This window comes from Paraprevotella xylaniphila YIT 11841, from assembly GCF_900683745.1.
GTDB classification, from domain to species: domain Bacteria; phylum Bacteroidota; class Bacteroidia; order Bacteroidales; family Bacteroidaceae; genus Paraprevotella; species Paraprevotella xylaniphila.
In genome coordinates, this window is the sequence record NZ_LR215980.1 from 3,062,656 (window position 1) to 3,088,357 (window position 25,702).

The window sequence follows — 25,702 nt, forward strand, 5'->3', positions numbered from 1 at the left end:
AGAAAGGGGGTAAAATCCTATTTTGGCAGTTTTTTACCCCCTTCCTGACTGTTTTTTGCCTGTTACGGTTTTATTTTTCTTTCTCTTGGTATTCGCGGGGTGTCAGTCCGAACTCTTCTTTAAAGCACTTGGTGAAATATTTGGGCGAAGAGAAGCCCGTGGCATAAGCGATTTCGCTGATGTTCCGGTCGCGGCGTGAAAGCATCTCGCAGGCATACTTCAGCCTGATGTTCCGGATAAATTCCAAAGGTGTAAGCCCGGTCATGGCCTTCACTTTGCGGTGGAGGGTGGATTTGGACACATTCAAATGGCCGGACAGTTGTTCCAAATCGAATCCTTCTTCGGCCAAATGGGTGTGGATACAGTCTGCCATGTCCTGAAGGAACTGGGTGTCGCCGGAAGAATATTCCAGTTCGGCCAGACGGACGTGGTCTTCCATCCTGAAAGCCTGTTGGCGGTTCCGGTAGGTATGGAGCAGGTTGTCTATCCGGGCGGCTAGCACTTTCAACTCGAAAGGTTTGGCCAAATAACCGTCCGCTCCGGCTTCATAACAATCTACCCGGTCATCCGCGCTCTGTTTGGCTGTCAGCATGATAACGGGAATGTGGCTAGTTTCGAGTTGTGATTTAAGTTTCCTGCACAAGGCGAATCCGTCCATGCCCGGCATCATGACATCCGATACGATGAGGTCTACGGCGCTTGCCTTGAGTTGTTTCAGAGCCTCCAACCCGTTTTCTGCCGTGAGCACCCGGTACTTCGTGGCCAATATCTTCTCCATCATTTCCAACAGTTGCGTGTTGTCGTCCACAAGGAGGATGGAGGGACGGTCGTTTCCGGGTTCTCGGGCTTCGGGAGACGGCTCTTGCGGCATAGGGGAGAAAGCTTCTGGTGAAGTGAAGTCTTGTGTGGATGCTTCAGCATCTGTCAGCTGTATTTCGAGGTTTTCTTTTGCGGAGACGGTGGGCGGAAGGTCCAGGGGAAGGGCCACGGTGAAACAGCTTCCCTTTCCCGGTTCGCTTTTCAGTGTTAATCTGCCATGGTGCAAGGTGGTCAATTCCCGTGCCAATGCCAACCCTATGCCGTTCGATTGTCCGCTACGCCCGTTGCTTCCGGTGTAGAAGCGGTCGAATATCCTTTGTTGTTCTTTGGCCGGTATGCCGACACCCTCGTCTTGTACGGTGAATATCACGTCTTTTTCTGTTCCGTTTTGCCGTATTTCCACGATGAAATCGACATTTTTTCCACTTGGCGTGTATTTGACGGCATTGGAAAGCAAGTTGTAGAGTATCTTGTCTGTTTTGTCAAAATCCAGTGTGCCCCGGCATTCGCCTTCCGGAATTCGGAGGTTCAGCCGTACGCCTTTCTGTTCAGCCAAAGGCCAGAAATGGTGGGTACACAGTTGACGGGCGAAAGCGAAGATGTCGCCTTCTTCGGGGCGAAGTACCATGTTGCCGTTCTCGGTCTTACGGAAATCCAGGACTTGTTGCAGCAGGCGTTTCAGCCGGTAGATGTTGTGGCGCAGCACCGTGGTCTGGCGTTTTTCGGTCGGATACTTCCGTTCCCAGTAGTCACCTACGCAGGATATCACGCTGAGCGGCGTAAGCAAGTCGTGGGAGATGTTGGTGAAATAATTCAGTTTGGCTTGTGTCAGGGCTTCTTGGAGTTGTAATCGGTTGCGGCTGCGCAATCGTTGCAAGTACAGCCTCAGGAGTACGTAGATGAGAAACAGGGCAACGGTTACGTAGGCCGCGTAAGCCCACATGGTTTCGTACCAAGCCGGAAGTTGCGTGAGGCTGAGCAGCGTGGCGGGAGCCTGCCATTGCCCGTTACGGTCTGTGGCTTTTACGACCAACCGGTAGTATCCCTTGGGCAGTTTCTGGTAATAAGCCGTGTTTTCTCCTTCTTGCAGGTAGTTCCAATCGGTATCGAGGCCTTCCAACCGATAAGCGTAACGTACTTTTCCGCTTCGTGCATAATCTAATGTGGAAAAACAGAGGGAAAGGTTGGCTGCTTCAGGTTGCAAGGTAAGCGTGTGCCGGTCGGGCTGTCCGGACGCGTACCGCCCGGAGGGATTGAACAGCATACTGCGCGTACCGCTTTTGAAGTCGGTCAGCATCACCGTACGTGAAGGGGCTTTAGAGCCGGATGAAGATGGGGGAGTGACTGATACGAAACCGCCACGTCCTCCGGCGTAGAGTGTACCGTCGGCCGAAAGGAATGCAGCTTGGTCGCGGAAGATGGGGGAAGACATATTGCCGTCCGAGGAAGTGTATTGTTGCAGGTTGTGGCTCCGTGTGTCGTAGTGGATGAAACGGTTGTGGGAGACGATCCAAAGGTGGTGGTTTCGCCACAACAGATTCAATATCGTCATGCCTTGCGTGTCGAAACGGTCGCTGAAATCTTGGAAAACCGAATCCTCCGGTTGACCGTACAGGATGCGCCCCATACTGGTGGCTATCCAAAAGCCGCCCGAGTCATCAGGACAGAGAAAGCGCGCCTCCTCGTCCTTGTGGTTCTGGAAGGCAAGTGTTTGCGGAATACATGCCATGCGTTTCCCTTCCACCGTTATTATATATAGACGTCGGGAAGTGGCGGCCCAGACGGACACAGCGTCTCTATGGGCAAAGGCGGTAAAGTGCAGGCTGTCGGGTGTGGAGAGCAGGGACGTGCCGTCGGCAGGCTGGCAGAGCATACGCCCTCCGCTACGCAACCAAAGTTTGCCGTCCGATGTTTCTTCCATCTGGTTGGCGGGAACATAATCACCGGAAGCGTCGGACAACCGGATGCGGCGGTTTACCTTAAATGTTCCTTGTTCGTATGTCAACAGGTACACTTGGTTGCGGTGGGGAGCTGCTACCCATAAGCCGCCGCTGACAGGACTGGATGCCGTGACGCGGGCATCTACCGTCAGGTTCTGGATTTCGGGGGTAGCGAAAACGGTTTTTCCGTGTTGCGGCCCATGGAGGCAGAGACCGAAGCGGTCTTGGATGAACCAGAAGCGCCCCTGGGTGTCGCGGTTCAAAGTGAGCAGATTGGGCATCCAGTCCAAGGTCTTGCGCAGGTCGTCCAACGGGTAGCTCCGTATGGTTTCCGTATGAAACGTGAGCAACGTGCCCCGGTCGTAAGAACTGAGCCACAGGTTGCCATCGTGGTCTTTCAGGATTTTGGTGTACATTTTGCCCGTGTCTATGTATTTGGGTAAAGCCACGGGGATCAACTTGCCGGTACGGTCGTCATACTGGAATGCGTACAGGTTGTTATAGGACAAGGCCCAAATGTAACCGAACGTGTCGTCTTGGCTTGTACTGAAGAATTTGCTGTCTGCCACTTTCCCTCGTGGTGACTGTATGTCCTGATGGATATATTCCACATGTCTCAAGGTTTCATCGGTCAGGAGTTGCCACAGTCCTTCTCCCCAGGTGGTGAGCCAGTACCGCCCGTCCCTGTCTTGGAAAAGCGTGAAAGGAGAGTTGGTTTGTCCCACAGGCGGCAGGTGGCGTAGTTCTTGTGTACTGTCCGTATAGACGAAAATCCCATTCGACGTGCATATCCATAGGCGTTCTTTTCCTTTTTCATAAAAGAAAGAGTTGATGTAAGACGGTTTGCCGTTTGGGGAAGGTAGTTTGATGGAGGTATATTCATGGTATGGGAAACGGGACTCCAATAGCCGGTCGTTTAAGGCTATCCATATACGGCTTTTCCCGTCGGAACAAAGAGAGCGGATGTAGGCGGTCTGTAATGGGGCTTCTCCCGGTGTGGTAATCCGGTAAGTCCGTTTGTCGACGAGGTTCAGTCCTTTTCTCGTTCCAACCCAAAGGTATGCACTGTCTTCCGCAATGCAGGTGATGTGGTTGTGGGTAAGCCGGCCCGGATGTCGGTAGTCTGTTTGGAACGTTTGCAGGCGGTAACCGTCGTAGCGCGACAAGCCGTTCGTTGTGCCTATCCAGACAAAGCCGTCTTCGTCCTGATAGAGTTCCGTCATTTCGTTGGATGGCAGTTCTCCGGCGAACGGGAAATCCGCCGACCAGATGGCTTGTGCCGGAACTCTCAGGGAAAGTCCTAACCAGAACAGCAACAGGTAGAAAGTATTTTTCATTCGCATCCCATCCGAAGTATGATGGACAAAGGTAGTGAAAAAATAGGCTTATTCGTCAGATTTTTATAAAATCCTCAACTTTTCAGTCTTTGGCTCTCATTTTTACCAGTAAAAAGTGTAATTTTGCAACTATAAGTATATTTGCCGATAATTATAAGCTAAGAAGATTTTATAATATACCTTCCTTAAAAAGTATAGAATGAATGATGTTTTTGACAGGTCTAAGCATGTGTATAAATCGAATGCTTTTGAAGAAATAATAAAAGATACCATACGTTTTTTCAATGGTACGCCTGTTCATGAATTGCCACCTCCGGAAAATTTCATAGGTACAGGGGTGTATGCTCTATATTATATAGGGAAGAATCCTTATTATAAGATACTTTATGATTTAAACAGGTTGGAGTTTAAGCAACCGATTTATGTAGGTAAGGCCGTGCCGCAAGGTTGGAGGCAGGCAAGGACAGTTGGGAAATCTCAAAGTTCGCATGAACTTTACAGAAGGTTATGTGAGCACGCAAATAGTATCAACCAGGTGCATAATTTGGATTTGAAAGATTTCCATTGTCGTTTCATGATATTGGAAAATGCCGCTTGTGATATGATAGGAACTATTGAAGCGGCATTAATCCGTTGTTATACTCCGGTATGGAATAGCTCGATAGATGGGTTTGGCAATCATGATCCCGGAAAAGGACGATATAATCAGTCCAAATCAGATTGGGACGTATTGCATCCAGGACGGAGTTGGGCTTATAAGTGCCAAGGTAAGGCTTTGCCTTTGGTTGATGTAGAAAGGAAAGTCTGTAAGTATTTATCGGGAGAGTAATATGATTAATAGTTTGGAAATATTTTCAGGTGCTGGAGGTTTAGCAAAGGGTATTGAAATGGCGGGTGCTCGTCATCAGGCTTTTGTTGAGTGGAATGGAGATGCTTGTAAAACTTTAAGATGGAATTACTCACCTGATATTGTTTTTGAGACAGATATACGGGATTTTCAATTTTCTCAGTTCAGTAATATAGATGTTATTGCGGGAGGTCCTCCATGCCAACCTTTTTCTTTGGGTGGAAAGGCTTTGGGATACAAGGATGATAGGGACATGTTTCCATATGCAATTTCCGCTATTCGACAGTTAACGCCTAAAGTTTTTATTTTTGAGAATGTAAAGGGCTTGCTGAGGCAGTCATTTGCTCGATATTTTAGTTACATCATCCTGCAACTTACTTATCCTCATGTGGAGTTGAAAAACTTGGACTGGGAGAGAAATCTTTCATTGCTTGAACGTATTCATACAGAAGGTTCTTATAAAGAATTAAAGTATAATGTAATATTTAGGTTGCTAAATGCGGCAGACTACGGTGTCCCACAAAGGCGTGAACGTGTGGTTATTGTCGGCATCCGGAATGATTTAAATGTGGCTTGGAATTTTCCAGAAGGAACGCATTCGCAGGAAGCATTACTTTGGGATAAGTATGTAACTGGAAGTTATTGGGAGAGGCATAATCTCATCCCTCCTTTTGGGGAACAAAGACAACAGGCCTTGCAAAAGGAACGTTTATTGTCTCAATATGGAATGTTTCCACCGGTAAAGGCTCCTTGGCAGACTGTACGTGATGCTTTGCAGGGCTTGCCTGTTCCGCTTGAAGCAAGTGAATCGTACGATGAACATCTGTTAAGAACCGGTGCAAAAGAATATGCCGGGCATACCGGCAGTGATATTGATCAGCCGTCCAAAACCATAAAGGCTGGAGGGCATGGGGTACCGGGAGGGGAGAATATGATAAAGTATCCTGATGGGAAAGTACGTTATTATACCGTGCTTGAAGCGAAACGGATACAGACATTTCCTGATGATTATTCCATATCTGGTTCTTGGACGGAAGCGATGCGACAGATAGGTAATGCCGTACCTGTGAGGTTGGCCAATGTGATAGCAGAATCATTGTTCAAAAGCGTATTTGAGTGTTGAAATGCGTTTTGCATTTTTTTTGTATGAAAACAAATTGGGATGAAGAAATTTTTCTGCGGATGGCTCTTATGTAGTCTCTTGGTGGTGCAGGCAGTTGCACAGTCTTCTTTTCGTGTGACGGGCAAAGTGATAGACCGGACGAGCCGCCAACCGGTGGTAGGGGCTTTTGTGTTTCCTACTTCGATGGACACCTTGCGTGCGGTGACTGATACGGCCGGTGTGTTCGTATTACCTCACGTGCCGCCCGGTATTTTTTCATTCCGGGTGACGGCGGCCGGATATGTGCCGCAGGATACACCGGATTATATCGTTTCGGCTGTCACGCCCGAAGTGAACGTTGAATTGGAGGAAGATGTCAAGTCGTTGCATACTTTGACTGTACGTCCTAAGTCGTATGGCAAGACAGCTGAGGCTCCGGTGAGCGTGCAGGTCATAGGGCTTCGCGAGATAGAGAAAAGCCCTGGAGCCAACCGGGACATTTCGCGTATCGTGCGCGGTTATCCGGGTGTGGCCTTCTCTCCGGTGGGATACCGTAACGATTTGATAGTGCGGGGCGGCGGTCCGTCGGAGAACCGTTTTTATATGGACGGTATAGAGATTCCGAACATCAACCATTTTGCCACGCAGGGAGCTACGGGAGGCCCGGTGAGCATCGTCAATGCCGATTTGGTGCGTGAGATTAAGTTTTATACGGGTTCGTTTCCGGCCGACCGTGCAGGAGCCTTGAGTTCCGTGCTCGATTTCCGTTTGCGCGAAGGCTCTTCGGAGCGTCAGACGTTCAAGGCTACTTTGGGAGCTTCCGAGGCCGCCTTGAGCGGGAGCGGCCATATCGGGGAAAAGACGACTTACCTGTTCTCCTTGCGCCAGTCTTATTTGCAATTACTTTTTAAAATGATAGGTTTGCCTTTCCTTCCGAACTATATCGACGGGCAGTTTAAGGTAAAGACCCGTTTGACGCCGTACGACGAACTGACGGTGATGGCATTGGCCGGAGTAGACCGGATGGAACTGAATACGGATTTGGCGGGAGAAGACGAAGGTTCGGATTATATTTTGAGCTATCTGCCCAAGATAGAGCAAGAGACTTTTACGGTAGGGGCTTCTTACCGACATTATGCCGGAAGGCATGTGCAGACGTACGTATTGAGCCACAATTACCTGAACGACAAGAATCTGAAATACCGGAATAATGACGAGAGTACTGAGGAGAATCTCACGCTTCGATTGCGTTCCACAGAGCAGAAGACCACGTTACGTGCAGAGAATATGACGACGTTGCCGGGTGGTTGGACGTTGAAAGAGGGTGCGGAATTGAACTACATGGATTATACCGACCGTGAACGCCGTCTTTTGTCGGTCGGGGACTGGTCTGTCTACCGTACCCATTTGGGACTTGTCGCATACGGAGCCTCGTTCTCTGCGGCTTATACGGCTCCGGAAGAACGATGGAGTGCGTCGGTCGGGGTGCGGTCAGACGGCAATAATTATTCGTCGCGCATGTCCCGTCCGTGGGAACAGCTATCTCCGCGCGCTTCTTTCCGTTATGTTTTCTCACCCCATTGGTCGACGGCAGCTTCGGCAGGTTGGTATCACCAATTGCCGCCTTACACGGCGTTGGGCTATAAAGACGCGACAAACCGGTTGGTCAACAGGGATTTACGTTATATGAATGTGGCGCAGGCAGCTTGGGGCGGCGAATGGAAAGCCAATGACCGTTGGGCTGTATCGGTAGAAGGGTTCTATAAGTCTTATCACCGTGTGCCGCTTTCGTTGGCCGACGGGGTTCCGTTGACTTGCAAGGGTACGGATTATGGTGTGGTAGGCAACGAGGCATTGGTGTCTACGGCGCAAGGCCGTGCCTACGGAGTGGAAGCCTTGATGCGTTGGACTTTGCCCGACCGTCTGAACCTGACCGGTTCTTTTACTTGGTACCGTAGCGAATACCGTGCCGACCGTCATGCCGCTTATGTCCCTTCGGCTTGGGACAATCGAGTGATTCTGAACATGAGCGGTACGTATGATTTCCCACACCGTTGGAGCGTAGGATTACGGTTGAGTTGCATCGGCGGCTCTCCTTATACGCCGTACGATGAGATAGCCTCGTCCTACGTGACGTATTGGGATGCGAATGGGAAGTCAGCCTACGATTACAGCCGTTACAATGCAGAGCGGCTACCAGGTTATGCCCAACTGGATGTGCGGGTGGACAAAGAATTCTTTTTCAAACGTTGGCGCCTGGGATTGTATCTTGACTTACAGAATGTGACCGTTAGCAAACTACGTCAGCCGGATGTGTTTATGAGTACCGGCGTTGTGTCGAATCCCGAAGTGCCTTTGAAGGAGCAGCGTTATGTGATGCGGCGTATAGAACAAATAAGCGGGACACTGTTGCCCACGTTAGGGGTGACGGTGGAGTTTTAGGTTAGCAATCGTAAACAGCGTTATTGCAGTTGCAGCCATCACCTTTTCAGTAGTTGGTATTTTACGGCCTTTGACAGGCATCATTCTTACAACAAATATTGAAACCGTTTAATTGGTTGATATTTAGAAGCTTTTTCCATATACCATACTGTACATGTCAAAGCCATCGGCCCAATAGTCCTTTTTGATTTCATGTAGGACAAATCCTTGTTTTTCGTAAAATTTATAAGCTGCTTGTGAGGTTCTCACCGTTATTCTTTGAATACCGGGAATGGTTTTCAGGATTTCAAGTCTATGGTTTAATAACTTTGTCCCTAATGACTTGCCTTGAAATTTCGGATGTATCATGTCCCAACTTATTTTCCCGACCGTTTTGTTTTCTGCAAAATTTATTCCACCACTTCCGATGACAGTTCCATTGACGAGTAGGACGTAATACCGTTCTATTTCTTTGTCCAAATATTTGTTTAAATCATCCGCTTCCTTTTCTGCGAAATAATCGGGCGTGTTCAACTTGATTAGATTCATGACGGCTTCTTTGTCTGTCGGTAGATATTCTCTAATTATAACTTTTCTATTTCGTTGGCATTCAATCCTGTGCATTGTACAATGATATTTGTGGGAATACCGTTGGATTTCATTTGGAGGGCTATCACTTTGGCTTTGTGCTGTTCTCCTTGCTCAAATCCTTGTTCCAAACCTTGTTCCAAACCTTGTTTTAGTCCTTGTTCCAGTCCTTGTTCCAATCCGCGTCTCAGACCTCGTTCCAAGGCTTTGTGCTCGGCTGTGGCAATAGTGTTTTGCCAGTCCCGATACACTTTCAGGCTTTCCTCGTAGCGGTCATATTCTTCTTTGGTGAATTTGGCGATTTCGGCAGCTTTGAACAGTTTGGTGAAGACGCGTTCTTGAAGTGCCGCAGGCTTCTCCATGAGGCGCGTCAGGTTGCGTAACACGAAGAGCCATTTGTCGAACATGTTGCTTAGCTCATTTTCCTGTTTGTTGAATTTCGGCATCTCGAGATAGATGAAAGTCAACTTGTCGTAGAACACTTCCTGAGTCTTCCTGTCCGTCAGTTGTACCTCGTGGTGGTAGTATGTGTCATGCTTGTGGTCGAAGGTGAAATTGAGTATGCCAATGACATAGACGGCCTTGAGTTGGTAGTCCCAACTCCCTTTCTTTCCTTGTTCCTGTATGGGGAACGTGGAATAGTAGAGGCTTCTGTCCTTGAAGAACTGTTGTTCTCCACGTTGCATTTCCACTAAGATTTTTTCTTCCCTTTCGTTTTCGCAGTACACGTCGAATACGGCCCGCCGGTCTGCCTCACTGATTCCGAGATGTTCGGTGTTGAGGTAGGTGAGGGACTTTATTTTTTCTTTGCCATGCAGTAAACTGTTGATGAAACTGAGCAACAAGTCTTTGTTCATTTCTGTGCCGAACAATTTCTTGAACCCGAAGTCGGTGTAAGGGTTCACGTAACGGTCTTCATTGAATATCTTCTTTCCCATGGTTGTATTCCGTGCTAAAGGGTCGGTGTGACGTTGCAAAGGTAATCTTTTTTGCTATATGAAGCAATTCCAAAGAGGTATTTCTTTGGTACTGTTGGCAAGGTCAAATGCCGGAGGGCTTCTTTCCTTTTCTTTGGTGTTTGGGACTTCATTTAACTCTTTTTGTAGAGATACAGGTCTTGGAAATCGGAAGTCTCCAACGGCACGATCCTGTAACGGTTACCCTTTTCCGTATGCCGCCGTTCCACGCCTGCGGCCACGAGGGCGCGGCTGAACTCCTGCATCCCGATGCCCGTGAGCGTGCCCGGCTGACGCTTGCGCAACAGGGCGATGAGCTCGGGAAGGGAAACGGACAGGGCCTCTTCACCCGGACGGGCGGCACGGAAGTGGCGGGCGAATGCTTTCTTCCGCAGGGCAAGTGCGGTAGAAAGCCACGTTGGCACGTTGGATTTCCGCCTCTTCCCCGCCGTGAACCAGTGACGCCCGCCGCCGAGAAGCATGTCCTTCAGTTGGGCGTAGGTTTGGGCATAGTCGATGCCCGTGCTGTCGATGGGGCGCTCCACCTCCACGCAGAGGAAGCGGCGGCTGCCAGAAGGGTCGGAAAGCAGTTCGTGGCTGTTGGACGTAGCGATGAAGGAGGCGATGCGCGGCAGGCGGTCGAAATAATCGCGGAAGGGATGGTGGTCGGGCAGGCGGTCGGAGGCCACGAAGCGCGACACGTCGCGGTCCCAGCACGGGATGCCCGCCTCGTGGGCGGAGAGGCAGAGGGAGTTGAGGTCGCGTGCCGTGAGGGGGAGGAAGGAGGCCGCATCCTGTCCCTTGGGGCGGAACTCCGCCTGCCCCGTCAGCAGGTTGTGGCGCAGGTCGTAACGCGCCTCCGCGAAAGCGGCCAACCGACGCTCAAGGGTGGCAGACGTGCGGTCTTTCGTGCCGTATGCTTCTGCCTTCCTTTTTAATAAATCGCTCCCACTCGGCAAAGCCAAGCGAGCTTGCCTCTGCGCCCGCTTACTCGCGATTTTCTCCACCCACCGGCGTACCGCCCTCTTTACGATCTGTTTCAGTTCCATGTGCTTCGGTTTTTACGGCAAAGTTAGGGGGCCGCACGGCGAAGGCTGCACGTTTGTGCACATTTCCGCACGATTTCGCAGGTTTGCGCACGTTCCTGCGCTTCTCCATGCCTTCTTCCCTCCATGCCTTTTCCCGGAAATGGACTTCATCTTTCAGGATACCACGTAACCTTTTCAAAGCAAGACGGATACATCCTGAACTTCCAATCCTTCATCTTTCAGCCCATGTCAGGCGCAAGACGGGCTGAATGCTGCTTCCCGTTTGGCGCACATCCGAAAATCATTCGGCTGAGATTGAAAAATCACTCGCCTGAGATTGATTTTCCGTTTGGCGCACAACGGTAGCAGCCTATTATCTGAAAGTGGGCTGAAAGATGGCACTTCCATCCTTCAGGATACTAATATGCTTTAAACGAAAGGTTTGCAGCGTATCCTGAAAGATGGAAGATGTTTTTGTAAAACTCCTGTGTAGGGAGATTATTTAAGGAGTTCCAATGCTTTTTTCACAAACGGATTCTCTTCGTACATGACAGCGAAGTATTCCGACATGTCCCAGATGTCCCGTGCAATCAAGGCTTTCATCTGAAGTTTCAGTTCCGGTAATGTCTTTTGAAGTTCTTCCTCGTCTTTGGGCTTCACACCGGCTTTTTCCCCTTCAGCAAGTACCAGGTCGATGAGTTCTTGGGGTGTTTCAAAACCAGTTTTGAATTTGTCGAATGAAGCGTATCCGCGCCGGATTTTCTTACGGTATTTATCAATAAACTTGAGGTCGGCGTTGACGATGGCACCTTTGGCCGTCAGTTCGCGATGGAATTTGGTGTAGCGTGCCGTATCCAACGGTATGAAATAGTCCGGCATGATACCTCCTCCTCCATAGACGGTACGGCCTTTGCGCAAAGTCTTATATTTTAAGGAGTCGGGGAAGTGGATGCTGTCTGCGTTGGTCAGTTCGCCATGGTTGTAACGTTCTATGACGTCCATGTTATACTTCATCTTGTCCCCCATGGTGTAGGGCTTTTGGATGCAGCGTCCGCTCGGTGTATAATAACGTGCCACGGTCAGTCGGATCATGGAGCCGTCGGGCAGGACGAAAGGCTTTTGTACCAGGCCTTTGCCAAACGTGCGGCGGCCCACCACCAAGCCGCGGTCCTGGTCTTGGATGGCTCCCGTGACGATTTCGGAGGCCGAGGCTGAATATTCATCCACCAATACGATGATTCTCCCCTCACGGAACAATCCCGGGCCTTGGGCGCGGAATTCTTTATAGGGCGTGCGCAATCCTTTGGTGTAGACAATCAAATCGTTCTTGGGCAGGAACTCACTGGCAATGCCCGTCGCGGCATCCATATATCCGCCGCCGTTCTGCTGCAAGTCCAGTATCAAGTCCTTCATGCCTTGGTCTTGCAAGTCCTTGATGGCTTTCTTCACTTCATCATGGCTCGTGCTACCGAAACTGGACAGGCGGATAAGCCCCACAGTGGGGGTTACCATGAAAGCCGCATCTACGGTAGATACAGGAATCTTGTCCCTCGTGACGATGAATTCCAATCGGTCTTTGATACCGTTCCGCACCACACCTAATTTTACTTTTGTATCTCTCGGGCCACGCAACCTGCGCATGATTTCCTCACGGCTCATCTTCACACCGGCAATGGCTGTGTCGTTCACGCTGACGATACGGTCGCCGGCCAGGATGCCCACCTTTTCCGACGGTCCTTTGGCCACGGGCTGAATGACGACAAGCGTATCTTCCAACATGTTGAATTGTACGCCGATACCGTCGAAATTACCTTGCAACGGTTCGTTCATCTTCTTGGTTTCCTCGGCGTTGGTGTAAGAGGAGTGCGGATCCAGTTTGGAGAGCATCCCGTTGATGGCATCCTCCGTCAGTTTCACTTCGTCCACGCTGTCCACGTATAGGCTGCTGATGGCCAACTGGGCCATGGAGAGTTTACGCATGGACTGTTCCATTTCCGACATGTTTCCTTTCCGTTGCGCCGGAGCCGTCCACGGAAGGCAGAAGAGCAAGGCTGCCCAAAGAGTTTTTTTCATGATGTTTGTGCTGAATTGTTGTTTATTCATATTCGAGTCCCTCCGGGATATAAGGTGATATGTCCTTCCCGAAGTGCATAAGTTCCTTCACCATCGTGGAACTGATGAACGCCCATTCCGGTTCTGTGAACAAGATAATAGTCTCCACGCCTGTCAACCGGCGGTTCAGGTCGGCTATGTTCATTTCATATTCATAATCCTTGATGGAGCGTATGCCGCGCAGGATGAAGCGGGCGTGATGGCGGGCTGCGAAATCTACGGTCAGGTCCGAGTAGCCCTCCACCTGGATGCGTTCGTCCCCGGCAAAAAGTTTACGCAGGGCGGCAATGCGCTTTTCCGTACTTTGTTCCATGCGCTTGTATTCATTGATGCCCACGCCGATAATGATGCGGTCGAAGAGCGTAAGCCCCCGTCGTAGCAGAGATTCGTGTCCTTTGGTAAAAGGGTCGAAACTACCGGGGAATATGGCTATTTTTTCCATTGATGAATCTTTATATAGCGGTTTCTGCGGTTTCGTCTTCTTCCGCACGGTCTTCCTCGATGACCAGGTTGTTGATAATGAAGTTCTGTCGTTCCATGGTGTTCTTGCCCATGTAATATTCCAATAGCTCTTTCACTTGGTCGCTCTTATGCAACGACACTTGTTCCAGACGGATGTCCGGGCCGATGAAGTGCTTGAACTCGTCGGGAGAGATTTCCCCAAGCCCTTTGAAACGGGTGATTTCCGGGTCGGGACCTAAGGCTTCGATGGCCGCCACGCGCTCCTCGTCGGAATAACAATAGCGGGTGATGAAGTCCGATTTGGCAGCCTTGGCTTCTTCTTCCAGTTCCTTCAACTTTTGCTTGCCGATTTTGTTTTTGCGGTTGCGCACGCGGAAAAGGGGCGTCTGGAGAATATACACGTGTCCTTTCTTAATAAGTTCGGGGAAGAACTGTAGAAAGAAAGTAATCATCAACAGGCGGATGTGCATGCCGTCCACGTCGGCATCGGTAGCCACGATGACTTTGTTGTAGCGTAGCCCGTCTAGTCCGTCTTCGATGTTCAGGGCGGCTTGCAGGAGGTTGAACTCCTCGTTTTCGTACACCACTTTCTTTGTGAGACCGAAACAGTTCAACGGCTTGCCTCGCAGGCTGAACACCGCTTGGGTCGTCACGTCGCGGCTCTTGGTGATACTGCCGCTAGCCGAGTCGCCTTCGGTGATGAAGATGCTGCTATCCTCCTTCAGGTCGCCTTTGGCATCGTTCAGGTGGATGCGGCAGTCGCGCAGTTTGCGGTTGTGCAAGTTGGCCTTCTTGGCTCGTTCGCGTGCCAACTTTGTCACGCCGGCGATGGCTTTGCGTTCCTTTTCGTTTTCGGTGATTTTTTGTATGATGATGTCGGCGATGTCCGTATTCTTGTGCAGGTAGTTGTCCACCTGTTCTTTGACGAAGTCGCCCACGAACTTGTCTATGCTGATTCCGCCGTCGGGTATGGTGGTCAGCGACCCTAATTTGATTTTCGTCTGGCTTTCGAAGAGCGGTTCTTCGATGTTGACGGCGATGGCCGCCACCAGTCCGTTACGGATGTCTCCGTAATCGAAGTTCTTGCCTGAGAAATCTTTGATGGTCTCGGCAATGTGTTTTTTGAAGGCACTTTGGTGCGTGCCGCCTTGGGTCGTATGCTGTCCGTTGACGAACGAATAATATTCCTCTCCGTATTGTCCCGTGTGGGTAAAGGCTATTTCTATGTCTTCCCCTTTCAAGTGGATGATAGGATAAAGCCCGTCGTTGGTCATATTATCGTTCAACAGGTCTACCAGACCGTTGCGGGAATGGATGCGGCGGCCGTTGAACATGATGGTCAGTCCCGTGTTCAGGTATGTGTAGTTGCGCAGCATCGTTTCAATGAATTCGGTGCGGAACGTGTAGTTCTTGAACAAAGCACAGTCAGGTTCGAAATAGATGAAAGTTCCGTTTTCGTCGGCTGTCGGTTCCGTCGATTCGCTGGTCAGGATTCCGCGTTCGAAAGTGGCCCGGCGCATTTCGCCGTCGCGATGGCTTCGCACTTCGAAGTGCGAGCTGAGCGCGTTGACCGCTTTCACACCCACTCCGTTCAGTCCCACGCTCTTCTTGAATGCCTTGGAATCGTATTTGCCGCCCGTGTTGAGCATGCTCACCGCTTCGATGAGTTTGCCCAAAGGGATACCGCGGCCATAGTCGCGTACGCTGACCCGCAAGTTGTCCTCTACGGTGATTTCTATCCGTCGGCCGGCATTCATTTTAAACTCGTCGATGCTGTTGTCTATCACTTCTTTCAAAAGCACGTAGATACCGTCTTCGGCATGAGAACCGTCGCCCAGTTTTCCGATGTACATGCCCGGACGGGTACGGATATGTTCCATGTCCGACAAGTGGCGGATATGGTCTTCGGTGTATTCGGTAAGTATCGGTGCTTCGTTTGGTTTCTCTTCTTCTGCCATAGTGTGTTTCTATTTAAGTGACTTCTGGTAGCAACGTCTGTGTTTATGTACTTCTGCGTCTAAGTAAGCCCATTGCCCTTGGCTTTTTTCGTTGGTCTCCAGTTGCGGATGCGTTTCGCCGAACTTAAAGCCCATCTGTTGGCAAATGGGGATGAGGTCGGCGAAGAGCATGGCATTGACCCCTTTGTTCTGATATTCCGGAAGGACGGCCACAAGCAACAAATCTATGATATCCGAATGCTTGAAGAACAGGGCCTTGACCAAATGATACCAACCGAAAGGGAACAGGCGGCTCTTGGCTTTCTGCAAAGCGTGCGAGAGGGAAGGCATACCCACCCCCATGGCTATGATGCGTCCTTCGGCGTCTTCCACGAGCGTGACGAGCCGCATGTCTACGAGCGGAAGGTAAGTGTTGACGTATTGGGCAACCTGTCGCTCGTTCATCTCGGAATAACCGTACAACGGGGCGTATGCTTTGTTGACTACATCGAATATTTTCGGCCCCCATCCGCCTTTACGTATTTCTTTGGCGCTTTTGAATTTGCGTACACGCAGGTTATAGCGTTTGGCACTCATCTCCGCCACGCGGAAATATTTGTCCATGTGCGCCTGATGGTCTTGGTCGGGTACGCGTATCTTGCGCTCCACCCAGTCCACCTCTTTGGTATAACCAAGGCGGTCCATGTGAATTGGATAATAAGGATAGTTGTATGTTGTGGACATCGTGCTCAACTGGTCATAGCCGCCGGTGAGCATGCCTTCCGGATCCATGTCCGTAAACCCTAAAGGCCCTACTATCTTGTCGCATCCGCGGGCACGTCCCCAAGCTTCCACCGTGTCCATCAGGGCACGGCTCACTTCCGGGTCGTCCGTGAAGTCGATCCAACCGAAGCGGGCGTTGTTCGTGCCCCATGTCTGATTGGCCTTATGGTTGATGATGGCAGCCACGCGCCCCACGATTTTTCCTTCGCGTAGAGCCAGAAAATAATCCACGTCGCAGAAATCGAAGGCTGCGTTTTTCTGCGGGTTGAACGTGTCGAGCGTGTCCTCCAAAAAGTCGGGCACGGCATACGGACAGTCCTTGTACAGTTCGTAGTTGAAACGTATGAACGCTTTCAACTCTCGGCGAGTCGATATTTTTTTAATGGTTACAGCAGACATGTCATATATGTAAAATGGTCAATAAATTGCGGCAATGCGCAAACGTGCAAATATAGTCTTTTTTTTATTAACAGTTGAGTAAAATGCTTCGCTTTTCGCTTATCCTCCCTTTTTTTTAAGAAAAAGTTAAAAAAGATTGTTAGCTTCTTGTATTTATCTTATATTTGTGAACTTAATCCAAGTTGAATCATAAAAATATAGACTGATGGGAAAGATAAGATGTATGCTCGCGGTTATGGCTATGGCCATAGGTACGGGAGTGGCTTATGCCGGAGAAGGAAACAGTGAGAAAGATTATCGTCCGTATCCGCACATGTTCTTCGGGTTGAACGGGGGCGCGCAAGTGTCTTTTACTCATTATGATTTCAGCAAGTTGATCACACCGAGTTACGGCGTTTCGTTCGGTGCTTATTTCAATCCGGTCGTTGGAGCGCGTTTGCATGTGAGCGGTTACGAGAACAAGGGGGGTATCAAATCTTTGAATGAAACTTACGATTTCAATACGGTGACGGGTAGTGCGGACTTGCTGTTGAACGTGACCAACATGTTCCGTAGCGATAAAGATCGTGTCTTTAATCTTATTCTTCTTGGAGGTGTAGGATTGGCAGGCGCATGGGACAATGACGATTTCCACGCGTTGGCTGCCAAAGCAGCCGAGAACTATCCGATGGCATGGCAGGATCGTAGGCTTTCGCATAATGTGCGGTTGGGAATGCAGCTCGATTTCAATATCGTCAAACATTTCGGACTGAATCTGGAATTGGCCGCTAATAACAGATCCGATCGTATCAATTCTAAAACGACCGACCGAAATGACTGGGCTGCCACAGCTTCTTTAGGTCTGATTTTCAAGTTCGGGCAGAAGAAGGCCGAAAAGATGGCGGAAGAGCCGGTTCTGGTGGCAGAGGAATGGGCTACGCGTACGGATACCGTTTGGTATGACGACATCACGTATAGGGACGTGCCCGAAAAAGTCACTTACGAGGACAATATTTACTATAAAATCCGTTTGAGCGAACCGGATCCGGCTTCAAAGATTCAGAAGATAGCCGATTTTGTCAAGGCGCATAAGAATTGCAACGTACAGGTAACCGCTTATGCAGATAAAGCCACGGGAACACCGGAGTTGAATATGCAATATTCCAAGGAACGGGCGGAGAAAGTCGTTGCGGCGTTAGTGAAGGCCGGTGTGAGTCGCTCTGTCATTACTTCCGAATATAAGGGCGACACCGTGCAACCGTTTGCCGAGAACGACAAGAACCGTGTGGCTATCGTAAAAGTCACGGGTGAGGGCGTGAAGAAGGAACAAGTGAAGACGAAGAAATACAGATTGGAAGAGACCCGTTACAGGTTAAAGTAACAGAGCAATTTTTTTCATAAGGAAGGGGTCGGCTGTGAAGCCGGCCTTTTTTATTGGGGTCCCGCTTTCCGGCACCGGAGCAGCACATGCCGTCCGTCGGACAACGTCGTGGCGAAGAGGTAAGCGTTGCCTCCCTCCCTTAGTTTGAGGCGTTTGCGGAGTCCGGCTACGGTGTCCGGAAAGTTGCGGACGGTCAGATTGGCTTGTCCGAGGCCGTTTAAAAGTCCTTTCAGTTCCTTTTTGCCGAATCCGCAGCAATCCTCTATGGCAAACGCCCGCCCGGGAAAATCCTTGCAGGAATGGTCTGAGGTGTATAAATGGGAATTGGGATGCAGTTTCCGCAGGCCGTAACGTGTGGCCAGGCTGCGGAATCCGCCGCACTTCATCACGGAAGCATTCGGTTCGTAGAGAAATCGGCCCGGTGTGTCCGAATAAGTGCATGCGGCCTCCTCCTCTTCAGTCAAGGTGAACGTGAAGGTGGGGTCTTCCGTGCCGAGGTTGACGCAATGGCACGCCGTCTTTTCCGGTTTTTGCCGTGTCATGACCAACAGCAGTTCCTTGCATTCCCCTTGTACGCTGACGGCGTGGACTTCGGCCACGTGTGCCAAGGTGCGCAGGGCCGTCCGGATGTCCAACATGGGGGAGAGCTTGATGAGGCTGAAAGCCGCTTTGCGGCGGATGGCTTCCTGGAGGATGGATAAATCCGGCTCGCAGTCTTCTATGGCCACCGTCTTGCGCCCGACGGTGTCGCGCCGTGCCGGGTCGACGAAGCAACAAGTGGCGTCGGGCCATTCGTCCGGCGAAAGGGAAGAGTCGGTTTCCCGGATTTCCGCTTGTGCCAATCCCAATGTTTTGAAGTTATGTGCCGCGATACGGCACAATTCCGGTTGGCGTTCCATATAGACAGCCCGGTCGAACAGTGGAGCCAGAAAGCTGAAATCGATGCCGAAACCTCCGGTCAGGTCCATCAGGGTATGGGGAGCTTCCGTGCCGTCGTTGTCCAACAAGCGTTTTACGAGGGCTTGTTTGTACCTTGCCGTCTGTTCCGAAGAACATTGCTCCATCGGGAGACGGGGCGGATACTGTATCCCGTCTCGTTCCGCCCATGAGGGGAGTTTGCGTCTTGCCGTCTGCCAACCCTCGATTTGTTGCAAGGCCATGCGCAGGTCTACGTTCTCCGGGGCCGGTTTCAGGGCCAGTCGGCGTACGTCCTCCTCCCGATGTGTCCGGATGAAGTCTTGTGTCTTTTCGTCCAGCATGTGTTTTACGGGATGGGTTTATAATGCGCTTTGGCTTCGGCGCGCGTGATGAAATTGAAATGCCACCATTCCGTGCGCAGGGCTTTGAACCCGGCTTGGCGCATGACCCGGCGCAGCAGTTCGCGGTTGCTCCGGGCTTCCGGCGTGAGTTTGCCCTGCTTTACCATTTCCGCCTCGTTGTCGATATGGGCCAATTTGCCTAAGTAATCTATTTTCGTGCCCATGGACAGCGTGTCGCCTTTCGCGTCGCAGAGCGTGAGGTCCACGGCCATACCGTAATTATGCAATCCCCCGCCGTTTTTGGGATTGCTCACGTAGATATTCTTCGGTGTTCCGGCCACTACGTTCCACATTTTTTGTTGGATGTGCATCGGGCGGGCGGCATCGTACACCTTCAGGCTCAGTTCCGGGTGGGAGGTCTTCAGGATTTTTTGGGCCTTGGCCAGAGCGCGTGCGGCTTTCGGGTGCAGGTAAGCTTCATGCAGGTCGGTGTAAAGTACCCGTCCCGTGAAGTTGTCCGCCCGTGCGTACATCAGGCTCACGCGTATCGTGCTGTCCATGCTGCGGACATCCACGAAACCCGCCCGTTCCATGGCTTGAGCCGTCCGTCCCGGAGTTTGGGCGCAGGCGGCACTTCCGGCTAAAAAGCATGCTAAAAGGATATATGGAGTGAACGTCATATTTATGGGGTTGTCATTTTGCACCGCAAAGATACGGATTATGCCTTGATTATGGGACGAATCAACGGGGTTTTTGCTTGCTTTTTGTCAATTTTATCCTTGTCGTTTTATGGTTTCCGGAAGTTTTGGTGGCTCATGAAACGGTCTGTTTTTCACACAAACTCCATTCTTCTGCTTCTATTGTGCATTTCCGTTTTTTGGTCTCAGCCGAACGGAAAATCGTTTGGCTGAAAGAGATTTTTCGTCTGGCGCAGAGTGGTGGTGAGTTGTCGATATTTTGTGCCGGAAATGCCCGTCCGGCGACGAATGGAAAGGCTTTAAGTACCTTGTAAATCTCTATTTGCCGAGAAAAACCGTGCTTGAATGGAATGGCAGAAAGAAAGGAAAATGTTTGCAAGGATGACGCGTCCGGGAGTTTCTTCCGCATGGTGCGGGGAGGCGGGAAACGAAATGGCAGCCGAAAGGGGAAACGGCTTTCTTTCCGGGTTTCCCTGACGGCGCGAGAATCGCTTGAAATCTTCCACGGCGGATTTTTCCCGGATTACGCGCCGCATTTCGGATGAAAATGACAAAATGTCAAAAACGGATTGGGGTTTGCCGGAGGATGTCTTTCCGGTTACAAAGGAGCACTGCGGACGGGAGTCAGGAGGGGCTTATATACATAAGAAAAAGGATTTTGCCTGTTATACCGAGAATATCTTGAAGATTTATTTGTTTCTTTCAACCTTCTTTAGTATTTTTGCCCTTGTACTCCTGCGTTCCTATTTTTCATGGCGAGGACGGATGGTTCCAGTGCCGTGATAAGGATGGGAAAAGCTTACGCCGGGCCTGAAGGAAAGAGGTTGTGCTCGGAACTGACGGCGGGTCTTGGGCGAGCCGGAGCACTATATATTGGGAAAAGGCGTTTACATGCGTCTTGTCTTGGGCTTATCAGAATCTCGCAAGTTCACAGTTTGGTCAAGATAAGGCAACAGTAGATGTCCTCGGGATGTGTTTTATACGCATCCCCTTATATTTGGTATATTCACCTTATTATTAATAAAGGTGTATGTGCCGGGTGTGGGGGAATTGTATACATATCGGCGTGGGCTTCTGCGTTGCTCGTTCTACCAGACTGGGCAATGCGAGAGCCTTGATAAGCGGGATGAGTAACGGGTACAGACTCTCACGCTTTTTTTCGTATATAATGATGTACTAACTGGATTGATTTGCGGGGAGAGTCGGCAGATATGGCGAAAAGAAATGCTTTTGCCCTCCGGCATGTCTGAAAACTCGGTGCGGCAAATGGCAGGTAGATTAAGAAAATGTCACAACAAAGTTTAAAAAGGAAGTGGACACTCTGCTTGTTGCTTTGCTGGGGGATAATGGCTGTCTATGCCCAGTCGGAACGCTTGAATGAGTTCACTATCACGGAGTTCTACCAAGATCAACAGGCCACTACGGCTATGTCTGAGCCTTATGGTGACCGTGACAGAAGTGGGTCATGGTATGCCATCATCAAGTTTATGTCGGCCGACCCCACGGTGAAAATTGACAACCTCGAGGCTTTCACGTTCAATTTCGGGAACATGAAGCATAAGACCGTGCTACATGGTGACGAATTGTGGATTTATGTGCAGAAGAACGCACGTACGGTGTCCATTAACCGTGAAGGGTATGCTCCTATCAAGAAGTGGGACTTGAAGACGACCCTCAAAGAAGGAGCGACGTATGTCATGAAGATTACTTTTGAACAATTAGAGACTTACGTGAAGCCGTCCTTGAAAAAACAATTCCTAAGGATACAGTTGGAGCCTGGCCTTTCAGGTGCCGTGGTCACTCTGAAACGTGAGGGCGAGGAGGCTTCCTCGGAGACTTCCTATACGGATGCTACGGGGAGTAAGGCTTGGAATAAGGAGTTCGGTACGTATGTGTATGAGATTAAGGCACCCAATTATAATGTGTCGAAAGGGAGGGTAAAGCTCACCACTTCGGACAGTACCTATGTGGAAAAAGTGAAGTTGATTCCAAACTTCGGTTACCTTGAGGTACAAGATCCCGGCAACGCTTCTGGGGCGAAAGTCTTTGTCAACAACGAGGAAGTGGGCACGGTGCCTTATAAAAGCGATACCAAATGGGATTGCGGCACATACGAGTTGTTGTTGGTGAAAGACCTTTATAAGAGCTATACCGAGACGTTTACCATCGAGCAGGGGAAGACTACGGTCATCCAGCCTGAAATGGAATCCGACTTTGCTGAAACGACACTGACCGTAGAAGGGGATGCGGAAATTTATGTGGACGGCATACGCAAAGGGAAAGGCCGTTGGGCCGGCCCCTTGAAGGCAGGTACTTATCAGGTGGAATGCCGCAAGGCCAACCACCGCCCGACTTTCAAGAAAATTACAGTGGAAGTGGACGTAGCCAGTACCATCGCCCTCGATTCCCCAGTGCCCATTACAGGTTTCCTGTCGGTCAATTCCAACCCGTTGGGCGCACAAATCAAGATTGACGGAAAGGATTACGGCATTGACGGGGAAAAGTATGGCGTGACCCCGAAAAACATCAAGAACCTGCTTATCGGTCCGCATAAGGTGGAGGTGTCCATGACAAACCGGAAGCCGGAGGTGCGCGAGGTGAACATCGTGGAAGGCAAGGAAGAGACGCTGAACGTGGAATTAAGCTCCACGGCAAAGATTTCGTTCTCCAGTACGCCGAGCGGTGCCGGAGTGCTGATAGACGGCACGCTCGAAGGCACCACCCCGTTCACGAAGGAGATGGCTTCGGGCACTTATGACATCCGGGCCAGGTACTACGGTTACCGTCCTTTCCACCGCAAGATGTACATCGACGTGGCTACCCCCACGGTGCATTTCAAGATGGCGCGCCAGTTGATGAAGAAAAACACATTCTATTTCAGTGCGGACGGGCAGTTCGGGGCACTTACGGCCGTGGGCGGCACGATGGGCTTCTATGCCGGGAATGTGAATATAGAGGCTTTCTACATGAAAGGTTTTGGCAAGGAGACGGTCTATTGGAACTCCACGGGAAATGATACGGAGGGGGCGGCCCATTGGGCGGAAGAGGAACTTGAGGTAAAGACCGTTGCGGGCGGCAAGTTCGGTTACGGCTTCATATTGGGCACACGTTTCCGCGTTACCCCCCAAATCGGTTGCACTTATGTGGGCGTGTCGGGGAACAAAGAGACTTCGGTGTATGCCTTATCGGGTACGGTTGGGGTGCGCCTTGAAGCGGCCTGTACGTCGCATTTCGGCATCAGCCTGACGCCGGAATACGCCTTCAAGCTTGCCGAAGCCGACGGTTATAAGCTGTTGTCGTCCGTGTTGCCCTCCATGAAGGACTGGAGCGAGGGCTTCAATTGCAAGGTCGGGTTCTATTTCTTCTTTTAATGACTTGAAAACGCACAGATGGTTATGAAACGAAAAAGGATAGTGAAATATTTGTCAGGATGCCTGGCGCTGTTGGGGCTGACGGTGTCCTGCAATGACGAACTTTACATGGGCGGCGTGGGTGTCGTGCCAGCCACGAAGGCTTATTACTTATATACGAATATGTTAGGCTTCAACTTGCCCGACACCGTGACGGAGCTTTCCACGTTCGGCGTGGAATGCAGGAACGTGCCGTGGCGGTTGGACGTGGCCGACGAATGGCTCAAGGTCTCCCCGGCGGAAGGAACCGGGGAGGATACGTTCTCCATCGTCAGCGTGGGGGCGGATGTCAACCCTTCCACGTATTACCGTTATTCGGTGTTCAGTCTGGAGTCGGCCATCGATACGACGGTTTACCGGTACAGCCAGCAGATTTGGGCAGAACAGCAGGGGAACACGGGCACGTCGTTGACCGTGTCATGTGATGTCCCGTTGCGGGTTTCTGCATCCGCTGCGTCGGAGACCTTTACGGTGGAGACGAACGCGCCCAAGTTCGACCTGCGCACCGATGTCGATTGGCTTCAGGCTACGGCTTCGGGCAACGAGGTCACGTTTTCCGTGGAGGCGAACACCACCGAGGACGTGCGCGTGGGCTATATCTATTTCGACACTTACAGGCAGGAGTGGCAAAGTTCTTCGCCTACTATTTATACCTATTATCTGGAAGTCCGCCAGGAATCTCCTGAATATTCCTTGTCCGAAAGCAGTCTGGCTTTCCGCAATACGGCGGGCACGAAAACGGTAACGTTGTATTGCGACTTGGGATGGACGGCTTCTACTACTGATTCTTGGATTCAGGTCAGTCCTTCCTCCGGCTCGGCGGGTACGGTGGAACTGTCGGTGAGCGTGACGGAGAACGGTGGAGTAGAGGAACGCTACGGAGCCGTCAACCTTCATGTGGACGGTGATTTCCTGATAGAGATTCCGGTGAAGCAGTCGGGCTTGTATATGGACATGACGGAAAGCCGGTTTGATTTTGAATCGGGTGCAGCTTCGCGGACTGTGTCGATGTCCACCAACCTGTCGTTCTGGAACGTGTTGGAGAAACCGTCTTGGGTAAGCGTGTCGCCGGAGAGCGGCGAGGCCGGGGAGCATACTCTTACGATAAATGTCGAAGACAATCCGAACACTACAAAAAGAGAAGGACGTGTGGTTGTGGGTAACCAAGGGCTTTCTTTGGCCGATACCCTTTGGGTGACGCAGGAAGGCAAGTCGTTCGGCCCGCTCGAAACGGTATTGCAGTTTGAAAACGTGGCCTCGTCGAACACGCTCGACATCTCGACCGATGGTGATTGGACGGTTACGACTTCAGACGGATGGATTACCGTCGCCCCGTCGTCCGGACATGGCAACGGGCAAGTGACGGTTACCGTAGAGGCCAATGAAACCGACAATGAACGTACGGGGTTACTCTCTGTGGCGGTGGGCGGCACCGTGCAGTATGTGAACGTGGTGCAGAAAGGACGTTATTTCACCATCGACCGGGGACCGTCGGCTTCTTTGCCTTCGAAGGGAGGAACCATAGAATTAGGTATTGCGACCAATCAGGCATGGACGGCAGCCGTGAAGAACCAGTCCTCATGGTTGGCACTTTCCGCCACGCAAGGGCAAGGCGATGCCAAACTGGTGATTTCCGCCCAAGACAACCCCAGTCTGGAAAGCCGGACGGATACCATCGTATTTACACCCGCCAACAAACAAGGAGTGAAGTTGGCCGTCAAGCAGGCCGGACGTTACCTGAAGACCGATGCACAGGCCGTGTCGTTCTTCTATAAGGGGGGAACATCTGCTCCTGTGACGGTGTCTACCGACGGGACGTTCCGTGTGGAAAAATCTTCCGGAGCCGATTGGTTGGTTGTGGCAACGAATAATAACCTACTCATGTTTACTGCCGAACCGTATAGCGGCAACGACAAGCGTACAGCCACCATATCGCTTTACCTGACCGGCTTGTCCGGCGAGGCATCCGAGGCCAAGATGGTGGACATCGTGGTGACGCAGTATTCCAAGAACACCCAGTTCGTGCGTGACGACTACGGCGAGGATGTCCGTCTGGACGTGACTTATAAGGACGGTGCCCTCATCATTCGGTCGGACTATGGCGAGGACAAGGACTTGTCGCCCGCGCCCGGCACATCGGGTGAAATCAGCCGTGACGACTACGGCACGGACCAGAACTTGGAACAATAAGCCGCAAGGCATAAAATAAGAATCAAGAACGAAAAAACAGAAGATAAAATGAAA

Annotated in this window: 17 protein-coding genes; 7 read left to right on the forward strand and 10 right to left on the reverse strand. The window is 50.9% G+C overall.

Features of this window, described 5'->3' with window-relative positions:
- Positions 1-70: 70 nt before the first annotated feature.
- The gene (locus E0E47_RS12825; RefSeq protein WP_130893894.1) at positions 71-4,096 is read right to left on the reverse strand and encodes a hybrid sensor histidine kinase/response regulator transcription factor; all 4,026 of its coding nucleotides are present in this window, start codon (positions 4,094-4,096) and stop codon (positions 71-73) included.
- Between the two features lie 199 nt (positions 4,097-4,295).
- Here E0E47_RS12825 and E0E47_RS12830 point away from each other — a divergent pair, with 199 nt between their 5' ends.
- From E0E47_RS12830 to E0E47_RS12840, 3 genes are read left to right on the forward strand one after another with little or no spacing between them, the layout of a single operon-like run.
- The gene (locus E0E47_RS12830; protein WP_130893895.1) at positions 4,296-4,925 is read left to right on the forward strand and encodes an Eco29kI family restriction endonuclease; all 630 of its coding nucleotides are present in this window, start codon (positions 4,296-4,298) and stop codon (positions 4,923-4,925) included.
- A gap of 1 nt (position 4,926) precedes the next feature.
- Positions 4,927-6,066 carry a DNA cytosine methyltransferase gene (locus tag E0E47_RS12835; protein WP_130893896.1) on the forward strand — a complete coding sequence of 380 codons (1,140 nt, stop codon included), beginning with the start codon at positions 4,927-4,929 and terminating at the stop codon, positions 6,064-6,066.
- A gap of 39 nt (positions 6,067-6,105) precedes the next feature.
- Positions 6,106-8,487: a TonB-dependent receptor gene (locus E0E47_RS12840; protein WP_130893897.1), complete on the forward strand. Its 2,382-nt coding sequence runs from the start codon at positions 6,106-6,108 to the stop codon at positions 8,485-8,487.
- A 123-nt stretch (positions 8,488-8,610) separates the two neighbouring features.
- Here the strand turns inward: E0E47_RS12840 and E0E47_RS12845 are convergent, their stop codons facing one another.
- The 7 genes from E0E47_RS12845 to E0E47_RS12875 all read right to left on the reverse strand — a co-directional run bounded on the left by E0E47_RS12845 (position 8,611) and on the right by E0E47_RS12875 (position 16,731).
- Positions 8,611-9,015, reverse strand: coding sequence for a GNAT family N-acetyltransferase (locus E0E47_RS12845; protein ID WP_130894382.1), 405 nt, complete (start codon positions 9,013-9,015; stop codon positions 8,611-8,613).
- Positions 9,016-9,050: 35 nt separating this feature from the next.
- Entirely contained in the window at positions 9,051-9,992 is a 942-nt protein-coding gene (locus tag E0E47_RS12850; RefSeq protein WP_130893898.1) for an Rpn family recombination-promoting nuclease/putative transposase, read from the reverse strand.
- Positions 9,993-10,144: 152 nt separating this feature from the next.
- Complete coding sequence (locus tag E0E47_RS17655; RefSeq protein ID WP_232038436.1) at positions 10,145-11,059, reverse strand: DUF3874 domain-containing protein; 915 nt, start codon at positions 11,057-11,059, stop codon at positions 10,145-10,147.
- Between the two features lie 477 nt (positions 11,060-11,536).
- Positions 11,537-13,111 (reverse strand): S41 family peptidase, encoded by a 1,575-nt coding sequence (locus tag E0E47_RS12860; RefSeq protein ID WP_130893899.1) that lies wholly within the window; start codon positions 13,109-13,111, stop codon positions 11,537-11,539.
- A gap of 22 nt (positions 13,112-13,133) precedes the next feature.
- Complete coding sequence (gene coaD / locus E0E47_RS12865) at positions 13,134-13,592, reverse strand: pantetheine-phosphate adenylyltransferase (RefSeq protein ID WP_008617490.1); 459 nt, start codon at positions 13,590-13,592, stop codon at positions 13,134-13,136.
- Positions 13,593-13,602: 10 nt separating this feature from the next.
- Positions 13,603-15,570: a DNA topoisomerase IV subunit B gene (locus E0E47_RS12870; RefSeq protein ID WP_008627147.1), complete on the reverse strand. Its 1,968-nt coding sequence runs from the start codon at positions 15,568-15,570 to the stop codon at positions 13,603-13,605.
- Positions 15,571-15,579: 9 nt separating this feature from the next.
- Positions 15,580-16,731 (reverse strand): GNAT family N-acetyltransferase, encoded by a 1,152-nt coding sequence (locus E0E47_RS12875; protein ID WP_008627148.1) that lies wholly within the window; start codon positions 16,729-16,731, stop codon positions 15,580-15,582.
- A gap of 205 nt (positions 16,732-16,936) precedes the next feature.
- Here E0E47_RS12875 and E0E47_RS12880 point away from each other — a divergent pair, with 205 nt between their 5' ends.
- Positions 16,937-18,091, forward strand: a complete 1,155-nt coding sequence (locus E0E47_RS12880; protein ID WP_232038437.1) for an OmpA family protein — start codon at positions 16,937-16,939, stop codon at positions 18,089-18,091.
- 50 nt (positions 18,092-18,141) lie between these two features.
- On the opposite strand, the gene E0E47_RS12885 is transcribed toward E0E47_RS12880, so the two are convergent.
- Positions 18,142-19,350: a THUMP-like domain-containing protein gene (locus tag E0E47_RS12885; RefSeq protein ID WP_130893900.1), complete on the reverse strand. Its 1,209-nt coding sequence runs from the start codon at positions 19,348-19,350 to the stop codon at positions 18,142-18,144.
- A gap of 5 nt (positions 19,351-19,355) precedes the next feature.
- Positions 19,356-20,030: a M15 family metallopeptidase gene (locus E0E47_RS12890; RefSeq protein ID WP_008627151.1), complete on the reverse strand. Its 675-nt coding sequence runs from the start codon at positions 20,028-20,030 to the stop codon at positions 19,356-19,358.
- 368 nt (positions 20,031-20,398) lie between these two features.
- Here E0E47_RS12890 and E0E47_RS12900 point away from each other — a divergent pair, with 368 nt between their 5' ends.
- From E0E47_RS12900 to E0E47_RS12910, 3 genes are all read left to right on the forward strand, one after another.
- A complete protein-coding gene (locus E0E47_RS12900) occupies positions 20,399-20,593 on the forward strand; it encodes a hypothetical protein (protein ID WP_130893902.1) in 195 nt (64 codons plus the stop codon).
- Positions 20,594-21,334: 741 nt separating this feature from the next.
- Positions 21,335-23,419: a PEGA domain-containing protein gene (locus E0E47_RS12905; protein WP_130893903.1), complete on the forward strand. Its 2,085-nt coding sequence runs from the start codon at positions 21,335-21,337 to the stop codon at positions 23,417-23,419.
- Between the two features lie 24 nt (positions 23,420-23,443).
- Positions 23,444-25,648 (forward strand): BACON domain-containing protein, encoded by a 2,205-nt coding sequence (locus E0E47_RS12910; protein ID WP_172604710.1) that lies wholly within the window; start codon positions 23,444-23,446, stop codon positions 25,646-25,648.
- Positions 25,649-25,702: the final 54 nt, after the last annotated feature.